9 protein-coding genes and 2 pseudogenes are annotated in these 11,471 nt (G+C 38.9%); 5 read left to right on the top strand and 6 right to left on the bottom strand.

The genetic code is table 11. The annotated features are described in order from the left end of the window. The first annotated feature begins 51 nt into the window (after nt 1–51). A pseudogene (locus L5M17_RS05950) lies at nt 52–969 on the top strand (sulfite exporter TauE/SafE family protein). 102 nt (nt 970–1,071) lie between these two features. Here the strand turns inward: L5M17_RS05950 and L5M17_RS05945 are convergent. The 3 genes from L5M17_RS05945 to L5M17_RS05935 all read right to left on the bottom strand — a co-directional run bounded on the left by L5M17_RS05945 (nt 1,072) and on the right by L5M17_RS05935 (nt 6,100). Beyond that, nucleotides 1,072–1,758, bottom strand: coding sequence for a SapC family protein (locus L5M17_RS05945; RefSeq protein WP_105249927.1), 687 nt, complete (start codon nt 1,756–1,758; stop codon nt 1,072–1,074). A 44-nt stretch (nt 1,759–1,802) separates the two neighbouring features. Further along, nucleotides 1,803–3,326 (bottom strand): tryptophan halogenase family protein, encoded by a 1,524-nt coding sequence (locus tag L5M17_RS05940; RefSeq protein WP_105249928.1) that lies wholly within the window; start codon nt 3,324–3,326, stop codon nt 1,803–1,805. A 149-nt stretch (nt 3,327–3,475) separates the two neighbouring features. Continuing rightward, nucleotides 3,476–6,100 carry a TonB-dependent receptor gene (locus L5M17_RS05935; protein WP_263146137.1) on the bottom strand — a complete coding sequence of 875 codons (2,625 nt, stop codon included), beginning with the start codon at nt 6,098–6,100 and terminating at the stop codon, nt 3,476–3,478. A 429-nt stretch (nt 6,101–6,529) separates the two neighbouring features. On the opposite strand from L5M17_RS05935, the gene L5M17_RS05930 reads away from it, so the two are divergent. Next, nucleotides 6,530–7,546 carry a LacI family DNA-binding transcriptional regulator gene (locus tag L5M17_RS05930; protein WP_131525952.1) on the top strand — a complete coding sequence of 339 codons (1,017 nt, stop codon included), beginning with the start codon at nt 6,530–6,532 and terminating at the stop codon, nt 7,544–7,546. A gap of 49 nt (nt 7,547–7,595) precedes the next feature. On the opposite strand, the gene L5M17_RS05925 is transcribed toward L5M17_RS05930, so the two are convergent. After that, nucleotides 7,596–8,885 (bottom strand): NAD(P)/FAD-dependent oxidoreductase, encoded by a 1,290-nt coding sequence (locus L5M17_RS05925; RefSeq protein WP_105249931.1) that lies wholly within the window; start codon nt 8,883–8,885, stop codon nt 7,596–7,598. Nucleotides 8,886–9,081: 196 nt separating this feature from the next. Then, a complete protein-coding gene (gene glnB, locus L5M17_RS05920) occupies nt 9,082–9,420 on the bottom strand; it encodes a nitrogen regulatory protein P-II (RefSeq protein WP_028760911.1) in 339 nt (112 codons plus the stop codon). A 241-nt stretch (nt 9,421–9,661) separates the two neighbouring features. On the opposite strand from glnB, the gene L5M17_RS05915 reads away from it, so the two are divergent. Together L5M17_RS05915 and L5M17_RS05910 are read left to right on the top strand one after the other, a co-directional pair. Next, nucleotides 9,662–10,174: a GspH/FimT family pseudopilin gene (locus L5M17_RS05915; RefSeq protein WP_105249932.1), complete on the top strand. Its 513-nt coding sequence runs from the start codon at nt 9,662–9,664 to the stop codon at nt 10,172–10,174. 143 nt (nt 10,175–10,317) lie between these two features. After that, nucleotides 10,318–10,812, top strand: coding sequence for a GspH/FimT family pseudopilin (locus tag L5M17_RS05910; protein ID WP_028760913.1), 495 nt, complete (start codon nt 10,318–10,320; stop codon nt 10,810–10,812). A 92-nt stretch (nt 10,813–10,904) separates the two neighbouring features. On the opposite strand, the gene L5M17_RS05905 is transcribed toward L5M17_RS05910, so the two are convergent. Further along, nucleotides 10,905–11,210 (bottom strand): TapY2 family type IVa secretion system protein, encoded by a 306-nt coding sequence (locus tag L5M17_RS05905; RefSeq protein ID WP_113941310.1) that lies wholly within the window; start codon nt 11,208–11,210, stop codon nt 10,905–10,907. Between the two features lie 121 nt (nt 11,211–11,331). Between L5M17_RS05905 and L5M17_RS05900 the strand changes: the two are divergent. Beyond that, nucleotides 11,332–11,471, top strand: a pseudogene (locus L5M17_RS05900) (IS4 family transposase); the annotation flags it as partial.

Genomic DNA, 11,471 nt, shown 5'->3' with positions numbered 1-11,471 from the left:
TCTTTCATTGATAACATAGCGATAACATGACAAAGATCACGGTAGCTATTAATGAATCCCATTAACACACTTGTGCCCAATAATACCCAGCCTGCTCCGCGCTTAAATCGGTATTACCTAAACCTCAGTTTGGTATTGCTACTCTGTGGAACTTGGTTATTTTGGGCGAGCCATTTTCATTCGCTATTTGATCTTATCTAAGAATATGGACGCTTCGTTTTTCTAGGCATCACAGGAGCGATATTTGCAAACTCGACTGGAGCTGGCGGTGGAGTCATCTTTATTCCGGTATTTTCGAGCCTCAACTTTAGTGAGTCTCAAAGTGTCTCGACTTCATTTATGATCCAATGCTTTGGCATGACCGCAGGCGCGATTTCATGGTCACTGCATTATAAAAAGCACCACCGAGAAGATGATGCATGGTCTGGTTTTGTAAAAGCATCATTACTTGCTGCCTTCTTTTCTGTCTTAGGTTTCTGGAGTAGCCAATTACTACAACTCAATTCGCCCTCTTCGCTACACACCAGCTTTAGCATTTTCTCGATAGTGCTTGGTATCGCCATCATTATCAGTAGCAAAAGTAGCACACAAATCACTCGCTCTATAATGCCGGTCGATTTTCTTTGGCTCGCTCTCATTGGCTATTTCGGCGGTATTATCACAGCTTGGTTATCGGTAGGCGTCGGTGAATTAGTCGTCATTTATCTCATGATAAGGGGACTATGCGCCAAAATGGCGGTCGCCACTGGCGTTGTTGTTTCTGCGATTACAGTCTGGTCGGCAAGCCCTATCCATATTTTTTCAACAAATAGCCATGCCCTCTTTGAGCTAGTGTTATTCGCAGGTCCTGGCGCCATTATCGGAGGATTACTCGCTCGTAAATTAGCACTCTTTCTCCCAGTAAAAGTATTAAAACTCTTTTTCTCCATTTGGATCATTTTGACGGGTAGCGTAATGTTGGCGAGTTAGAAATTTATAAGTGATTCATATTCATTACTTAAATTTAAAACTAGCATAAATAAATCGTATAATTTGATGCCACCAATACAGCATGACACCATTCTTTAAATATTATTTATCCATAACTAAATCAATTAAACTAAGAGAACAAAGGTGTGCATAAATCACAGAATAAAATCCACGTTTTGCAAAATCCAGCATAACGCTTTCGTCTAGTTCATGAATTTTTTGTTCATCAACGATATAAATACCATTAATGTTAGTCTTAGTACCGTCCAGAGCATTTACTGTTAATGTTCTAGGCTGTAATAGCTCATGCTGTATTAAAGTCTTAATAAAATGTTTTGTCATTTCCTGATAGTCAGCCTGAAGACTGGCCAACTCTAGCAGCGTATTGAGATAAGCAGTATTATCGCCATCAGCTGTAAACAAAGAATTTTCACCGTTTTCACACACAGACGAGTTATTTAGATCAATTCCAATAATTATTTTATTATCAATATAACTCGCACCAAAAGGATACAATTGAACTTGAATAGGTAAATAACGAGCAATCCATCTACCATTTATCATCAATTTGTTCGAGTTTTCTTTTAAAGATGTAACTGCTACAGGTAAGAATTCACCTGTTTGAGAATTTTTGGTAAATATAATAGGAAAGCTCGTCGCTGCTGACATGAACTCTTGAACCTGAAGAGGCAACATGTGCATGTTTTCAAAAAATTTATAGTCAACAATGTTTTTCACTTTTAAGTGTCTATGAATAGAATCATTCAAAGGGACATAATGTGTTGTCATCTTTATTTTCCTTGTTAATATTTTTCTATATAACTCGTACAACTCTATATAGATTGCAATCCGTAGAGACGGATTTTATCAAGTAGTTCTCTATGATCTGGCAACTCACTTATCATTTTACTTTTTAACAACGTCATCTTAGCCAGATGTTGAACAACGCGTTGATCAACTTCTGCATTGCTATAAGTTGGTCGAGTAGAATACTTCATACCGTAAAGCACATATAAATAATTTTCTCTGTTGAACACTTCAAACTTTGAAGGAAAATCCTCTGCGATTGGAATAAAATCTTGCCACATTTTAAGACGTTGTTTTAAGCCTTCAGGAATAGTTTCATCGGTGCGATTATCACGCCAGAAAGCAGAGTCTGACCTGTCGGATAAACAATAATGTAACTTAGCAAATTCAACGACTCTCTCCCACGCTTGAGAAACTGTTTCATTAAAGCGCTTAGCAAGATAATCAATATCATCTTTATCGGAAGGAAATCGCTCCGCAAGAAAGCGTGCAGAAAAGTCCGTCAGTAGAATAGATGTCGCTTCAATCGGTTCTAAAAATCCCTGTGCTAAGCCTAATGCAACACAATTTTTTACCCAAAACTGCTGACGATAACCAACTTTCATAGCAATTTTTCTATGTGAAAGATCGGCAAGTTGACCACCTAAGTACTGATCAAATGTATCTTCAGCTTCAGCATTACTCATATAATCAGTCGAGTAGACAAAACCAGTTCCACGTCTTTGTGTGAGGGCAATATCCCAAATCCACCCTGCCTGATGAGCCGTTGCAATCGTAAATGGCGGAATTTGATCTAAAGCCTGTGTGGGCACTTGAGCAACTAATGCTGTATTAATGAAGAGTTGGTGTGATTTATCAATAAATGGTACATCAAATCCTTTTGCTAACAAAATAGATTCAAAACCACTGCAATCAATATATAAATCAAAAAATAACTCCCCTTTATCTGTCAACAATGAACAAATAGAACCATCTTTCTCTAAAGAAATATCATTTACCGTTGCATAAATATGTTCAACATTAAATCGTTCAATGGCATTTTTAGCTAATAACTTAGCAAACTTTGCGGCATTAAGATGGTAAGCATAACCCATAACGCCACCATACTCCGGAGTTGTTATAAACTTAGGTCCTTTATTTTCCTCACAAACGGCATGCTGTGGCGAGACTAAATCGGCAAAGTGCTCTCTTGGATGAGTTAACCAATATGGTGTCAAATCCTCACCCAATGGACTCGGCATATCAAAAAGGTGATGATAAAAATTATTGTTTCCGTGCTTTGCTCGATCGAGCCAATTTACAAACTTTATTGACTGTTTAAAAGTGACGTCACAAGATTTAATAAAGTCTGACTCACTTATACCAAAGCTTGATAATGATTTACGTATTGAGGGAACAGTCCCCTCACCAACACCAATAATGGGGATATCTAGAGATTCGATGAGCGTAATGGAGAGTTCTGGATTGTTCTTTAAAACCAGTCCTAAATGATTAGCAGCTAACCAACCTGATGTCCCACCACCAACTATCGCTACTTTTCTTATAGTCATAGCATGATCCTACAATTAAGCATGAACACATTGAGTCATATATTGGATAACCATTAGCCCTTTAATATTATTACTTTTAACTTAACGCAGTTTAGTGCTTAATAAAAAGCCTAGCAATTGCTAGGCTCTTATTAATCTAACTAATTAAATTAGAAGCGCAACGCAACACCGAGTTTATAACGGGCTTCACCATCAAAACTCCATACAGGGTAATTATCTTTAAATTCACTAATAACCCCCTCTGCATCCACTGGAGATACACCTTTTTGTACGCTATCTTCTTCAAGCAAGTTAACCACTTCAAAAGTTAACGACAGATAATCTGTTAGATTATAGCTAGCACTTAAATCTAAGGTGCCATACGCTTGATGTTCACGGTTACCATAGAACCCTGGTAATTCACGCATCATATATTCAGAACGCCAGTTATAAGCTACCCGAGCTGAGAAATCATCCATTTCGTAGTAACCAACTAAGTTTACAGTATGTTTGGATGAGTCAGAGAATACTCCAACACGGTCTGCATAGTTTTCAGCTGGTGATGAAGCGTCTGCAAAGGTGTAGTTAACTGAGTAACCTAAACCACTATCGAATGAATCTTGTAACTGAAGTTCGATACCATCAATTGAGCCACCATTAGCGTTATAATTTTCACTTACAGTCCAACAATCGTAAATACCCGCACCACATGTACTACCACCAGCAGTGATTAAGTTGGGATCTTCAATTCCTATTTGTTGATTCAGTTTTTCTCTTGTAGAGATAAATGAACTTACATCTTTGATAAAGTAAGTTGCTGCAAATAAACCTTCTCCACTGAAGTACCATTCTAAACTGACATCTGCTTGTGAAGCTTTAAAAGGCTGTAAATTTACGCTACCGGTGACTTTCTTCTCGTTACCAGGAGTACCATCGTTGAAGCCAGGTAACTTAGAGGTTGCGAATAAATCGGCATAATTTGGACGTGAAATAACTTGAGCTGCTGAGGCTCTTAAAATTAAATCACTTGCAAGGTCAAATGCAATATTTACACTTGGTAAAACATCGTTATAGCTGGCTTTATCAGTACTTAAACCATCAGCATATGTACCTGTTTTGCTGAACGCATAATAATCAGATTCAACATCAGTAGACACATATCTTAAACCGAAGTTACCACGAACGCCTTCACCAGCGAATGTAGCCATAGTATAGAGCGCTAAATTCTTTTCTTGCAGTGTGCCATATCCTGATTTATCGAGAGTAAAACCATCGATAGCAGCATAGGCATCATTAATCATGTTATCAAAAATGGGCTTAGGTAAGGTGAAGCCTGCGCCAGATGACATAGTACCAGAATAATAAGCTGATGCATCTTTTGCTACTATATTAGAGGATTGAGCAGCCTCGGTAGTTTGAGTAACATCATGATCGGCATAACTAATACCTGATTTAAATGATGTGATAGCACCTAGCTCAACAGGAATAGTAATGTCAAATGTCGCAAAGGACTCTTCATCAGTATTAGGTTGTTTTTTTAGAGCCCAACCCGCTGTTTCTAATTGTCCATTAAAATCAGAAGCATCAAATGCGTTGTTTGCAATGTTAATATCAATGACATCGCCAGTAGCATCATAGATACCCGCGAAATCTTCAGGTTTACCAATAGACTGACCATAGTTTGAAGTTAAATCGGTACCACCTTCAGCTTTAGTCTTACCAATACGACCATCTAACTTATAAGCATCTGCCTGATATGCAAAATCCAAATCAATTGTGTCAGAAGACATACTCGCTTTACGTGCCCAAGTTTGAGCCCAAGCAAATCCACCTTTACCTGTGTGCTCAACTAATGTACACACGCCTGCAGCATTTTTCTTAAGGCAAGTATTTTCACCCTGCTGAGTAGGAAATAAGAAAATTGAAGTATTAGCATTGTTTGCATCAAGTTGAAGGCTCATCAAATTCAAACCAAACTCAAGATTATCAGTTGGTCTGTATTGGAATGCCGCATTAACAGCGGTACGCTCTCGGTCTTGCTGGAATGTGGTCGGAACTATCTCCCCCCAACCAAGTAAAGATTCGATACCATTGCGTTGATATTGAGTTTTATCTAAAGAACCTGCAACTAAGAAACCGAATTTTTCATCTTCCGTTTTCCAGCTATAAAGTCCTGAGGTTTGTGGATCTATCTCTTCGGATACAGTGCCGTAATCCCCCTTTGTACTTAAGAATACAGAATTTGCATCTAAATCTAATGGGTTACGGGTTTTAACAATTACAGTACCACCAATACCACCTTCGGCAATATCTGCCTGAGATGATTTGAAAACTTGAATACCGCCCACCATTTCTGGTGGTAATAGACTGTAATTGAAGCTACGGTCAATAGCTTGTTGGTCGAACCAACCCGTTGAAGCCACAGAATGACCATTTAGCAGAGTACTGGTTAACTGGCTTGAAGCACCACGAATTGATACTTGTTGGCCTTGACCAAATTGACGATTAACCGCGACACCAGGAATGCGTCCTAAAGACTCACCCACATCTCCATCTGGAAATTTACCAATATCTTCTGCAGTGACCGCATCCACTACAGCATCAGAAAAACGTTTGTCGTTAACTGATGCCTTCATTGATGCTCTCATACCGCGAACTTCAATTTTTTCAATATTTTCAGATGCTGCGGTGGTTGCCACGGCGTCTGCAGCAACAGCGCTAATGGATACAGCACTGCCGAGTAGGATAGCAATATTTGTAGCTAGTACAGTTTTCTTAAAGGTTGATGGTCGCATCTCGTTTCCCTTCCATAACTTTATTATCGTTTTAGTATTCATAACCATTCCCTGAGGAATGACAACGCTGTCATGTCTAGTGCAAACATTACACAATAATTAACAGCCTTGCCACAACAAAATAACGATGGAAGCAAAAAAATGTCATAAAGCAGAATTTTGAATCAGTAGTTTTATTAAAAACCATTATAAAACATGAGCTTTAATATTATGACGTAAATTTACAACTCCCAGCATAATTGCAACAATGATAAATTAACGCCAATTTGTAACAATTCAGGATTGCTAAGCACATCAAAAGCTCGCACTATAAGATGTATAAGTCAGAAAAAACTGATAAAAAATGTAAGCTTGTAAATTGCTGGTAAAGAATTTAGGTTCATAGAACAGTTAACCCCTCGCGACCTTAGACAAAGAGTTTTTACATCAATGAAAGTCACTATCAACGACGTAGCTAAATATGCTGGAGTGTCTATCAAGACAGTATCCCGTGTAACCAATAACGAACCTTCAGTGAAGCAGGCCACCGTTGACAAAGTGAACGAGGCGATAAAAGCACTTAACTACCAACCTAATTTAGCAGCAAGAAATCTAGCAGGAACTAAATCCTATGCTATTGGTTTTATTTACGATAATCCAAACGCTTACTATATTATTGATATGCAAAATGGGATCTTGTCAGCCTGTAAAGACAAGGGCTATGAACTTGTCATCCACCCTTGCAATGCCAAATCAGAGACCATATGTGATGAGCTTACAGCACTAGTCAAATATTCTAGGCTCGCTGGATTAGTACTGACACCTCCCTTGTCAGAAGATCCTAAAGTACTCAAAGCACTCACTGAAATTGATGCTAACTATGTGCGCATTATTGCGGGAGAAAAGGACAACGATCAGAATGGGTTGACTATTTTAGTCAACGATAAATTCGGTGCAGTTCAAATCACCCAGCATCTGATTGATTTAGGCCACAAGCATATCGCTTTTTTAAGCGGAGATTTACACCATGAATCCACCAAAGAGCGATTACTTGGTTTTAAACAGGCATTAACAATAAATAACCTAAAGCTGAATGAAAACTACATAATTGAAGGGAAGTACTCATTTGAGTCCGGTGTTGATGGCGCTAACAAGCTCATCAAACTAAAAAATCGCCCGACGGCGATTGTTGCTTGTAACGATGAAATTGCCGCTGGTGCACTTTTTGCGGCTCGTTTAGCGGGTTTAGACATACCCGTTGATTTATCAATTGTCGGTTTCGAAGATAGCCCATTCTCACGTCAAACCTGGCCTAAACTTACCACAGTACATCAGCCAAACGCAGAAATAGCTCAGGTTGCTACTGAATTATTAATAGCAAAACGTCGCGAGCAAGATGCCATATATTCTAGAACCTTTACTCCTGAACCTATCATTCGTGACTCGTCGGCAATTCCTAAACAATAAAAAAAGAGAGCATATTTGCTCTCTTTCTATCTCCTAAATCACATAGAAATCAATGTAATTTGAGCTTCGGACGCTGCCACTTCAATAACTTTTGTGCCACTCGATACACAATTGCCGAAAACCAACCATAAAGGCTGGCTAAATGCCTCTGATACAAAGAGATATACATCAATCTTGCTATATGGCCTTCAACAAAGAAAGTGCCAGAACGTAGGTTCCCCATTAAATTGCCTACCGCAGAGAAGCGGCTTAAAGACACTAATGAGCCGTAATCTTTATAAATAAAGGCCTTTTCAGGCTTACCTTGTAATCGATTAACGATATTATCAAACAAGGTATCAGCCATCTGAGCTGCTGCTTGCGCCCTTGGTGGAACAGGCTGGCCAGAACTTTGGATCAATAGAGCGCAATCGCCAAGGGCGTAGATATCTTGATGACCTTTCACTCGCATACAATCATCAACTTCTACCTGATTTCGCGGAGTAATCGGCAGTTTTGCAAAATGCTGAAATGCTTTTGGCCCTTTGACACCGGCTGCCCATACTTTTAAGCCTGCTTTAATCACATCGCCATCTTGGGTAATGAAACCATCACGAGTCACTTCTTTAACTTGAACACCGATATGTAAACGTATACCAATCTGATCAAGAACAGCCTGAGCCCTAGCGCTTACACGCTCTGGTAATTGAGGAAGGATTTTGGGGGACGCTTCAATCAAATGCACATCAAGATGATGCTTAGCGATATTCAGATAGCCGTACTCTTTAACAGACTCAATGACATGATGAAGCTCTGCTGCCAATTCAACACCTGTCGCACCCGCACCGACAATACCAATGCTGACTCTTTCTTGCGTTTCATTTAATTGGAGTAAAGCGTCGAGTAATTTATGATGAAATAAATTAGCATTTTCAAGGCTGTCTAAGAAAATACAATGCTCATCAGCACCTAATGTATTGAAACTATTAGAAACTCCACCCAATGCAAGCACTAAAAAATCGTAATTGATTTGTCGCTGCTCTAGGAGCAACTCACCTTCATCATTATAGACTGCGGCTAACTGAATCGATTTAGCATCCGGCTCACACTGCTCTATCTCACCACGAATATAGCGATAACCGTTTTTAAGTCCATGATCGCGATAGAGTAAACCTTCAATAGATTGATCTATCACACCAACAGCGACTTCGTGTAATTTAGGCTTCCATATATGAATAGGACTTTTATCAATTAAGCACACATCGACGACATCACTACCGCCCCATTTACGGCCCAACTTCGATGCAAGCGCTAAACCAGCAGCACCACCACCCACGATCACTATTCTTTTTGTAGCCAAAATGACAACCTCATAAAACTCATTTGCGAGGCTAAGTTATACCATGTTACAGATAAGAGATAACTACATTAGTTGAGTAAAACAGGCTATTTTCCATTAAAGATATTTCAGAAACCTAGCGGTACTATTTAGTTTTTCCACATGCTTAGGCAACAAAAAAGGGCCACTAGGCCCTTTAGAATCGTTCGTAAGCAGTTTATACCGCTTCTTCGTTTTCTTCACCCGTTCGAATACGGATAACACGTTCAACATCAGTGACAAAAATTTTACCATCACCAATTTTGCCTGTGCGGGCCGTTTCAACAATGACATCAATTGCTTGGTCGAGCAGATCGTCTTGGATCACTAACTCTATTTTTACTTTTGGAAGAAAATCCACCATATATTCGGCACCACGATACAACTCTGTATGCCCTTTCTGACGACCAAAACCCTTAACCTCCAGTACCGTCATCCCAGTGATACCAATTTCTGCAAGTGATTCGCGCACATCATCTAACTTAAATGGCTTAATAATGGCTTCAACTTTTTTCATTAAAAATTCCTCATCCCTTGCAATAACATAAACAAACAGAATAACACTAGCTTACACGGGGTTACGTCAATATTGAAGTGAATGTAGTGCTTTACTCATAAAACACAGTTTCTATAAAATCGCTTTTAGCACATAAAAGTCTAAAAAAAGTACTATGAATATTGCCTCAGATTTTATACTTACATTCTAACCAGCACTAACTCGCTCGCGGGATGCAAGCGTAAAATAACAAGGATCTGTTATGAACTTCCATCGAAAAGGCTTTAGCCTGATAGAACTTATCACTACGATATCGATTTCAACAATCTTGTTAACAGTTGGAGCTCCTTCCTTGACCGAGCTCAGCGATCAGATAAGAGCTGATACTAATATTAAAACTATCCAGCAGACACTTCAATTTGCGCGAAATACAGCTGTTAGTTATGGTTATAGGGTCACAGTATGCCCACTCGTAAATGGAAAATGCACTCAAGATTGGCAAAAGGGATTAACAATTTTCATTGATACAGGTGTAGTCGAAAGCTTCGATGCTAACGATAAAATTATTAAGGTCATTGATGAATTCGATTCGAAAGATTTTTTAACATACAATAAAAGTTCGATAAAATTTCAACCTGATGGGTTAGCTTCTGGAAGTAATGGTACTTTCAAGTATTGCCCACGAACAATTGATAGCAAAAACTCCCGTGCAATCGTTGTTAATCAGGCGGGTAGAGTTCGCCTTTCTACCGCAAAAAATATCAATTGCGATTAAATTTAAATATATACTCCCTATTTAAATTTAATTATATAAAAGCAAGAAAATCAATTTATTGGGTATATTGAAAATATAGAATAGATACTGACCATTAGAGTCTCCTCGCATATACTTAGCTAAGTTTTAACGAGGATAGCTACATGTTAATTATTTCAAGAGGATTTACCTTAGTCGAACTGATGGTCACAATTGCCGTAGCAGCAATCCTACTAGCCATAGGGGTTCCATCACTTACGTCGCTATACGAAGGGACACGCAGCGCTAATGAAATACGAAAAATTAGTGATGTGTTTGCTTTTGCAAGAAACCAAGCTGTCAACTATGGCGCAACAGTAACAGTCTGCCCATACGCGGCATCACCATGCGGCACAGACTGGAATAAGGGGTTCAGTGTATATATTGACAATGGGGGTGCCAAGAATGTATTGAAAGTGATCGATAGTTTCAATACACACGATGTAATTTCCCTATCAGGGCCCGCCGATAAAAAAATTGATTTTACACCCGATGGTTTAGTCTCAGTTGAAACATCAATTATCTATTGTTCAAATGGGCAAAGTGACAATTCTAAAAGCATCAACATTAGCACTTCAGGTTTAATAAAAGAGGGCGCAGATGGGAAAAGCTGCACATAAACTATGGGAGACTAAATCTACCGTTCACTACCCTAAAATAATATTATCCTTAAATCGTTCGTTGTTAATATTTAAAAATACATGTTAGATGTTTATCTAGGTGTTAACTTATCCAAAACTTGCGCCTTAGTATTAGTAAATTCAGCGTTTAATGCGACACACTCCTCAACACTATAGATGTAATATTTCGATCCATCATTTGATTGGCGAGTAGTACCAACAAGGCTAGCCATTCTCACATTCATTTCACTACTCTTCCAATGATAGAAGGCAATCTCAGCACTTTTCTTTGATGTAATGTAGCATTTGAAGTCTTGTTCGCTGACTGTCGCTCCAGAGTCAGCCCAAACTAAGCTTGGTAAGAAAGCCACCGTTATAAAGAGGTTTATTAATTTCATTTCCAACACTCCGCACTGAAGAATCCCCTGATGATTTACAAATAAATCATCAAATTAGGGTGGAAGCGCATCTTGTTGCATGATCAAATGGTTTCGCTAAAAACTACACTTGGACAACAAGATGCGCGAAGCCAATATCCTACAACATTCTTTACACCAATACTGCCCAGAACTTCACCTAAAACGATTAAACAGCTTGATGCTGGCCTCTAAGGCACTGATTGAATGTAAGACACTGACCTTGACTGAGTTAGGTCGAAA

Origin of the sequence: Shewanella sp. SW24, assembly GCF_025653395.1 — a bacterium.
Taxonomy (GTDB): domain Bacteria; phylum Pseudomonadota; class Gammaproteobacteria; order Enterobacterales; family Shewanellaceae; genus Shewanella; species Shewanella oncorhynchi.
The sequence above is the reverse complement of the archived record's forward strand: the minus strand, read 5'-3'. Positions and strand labels throughout refer to the sequence as shown.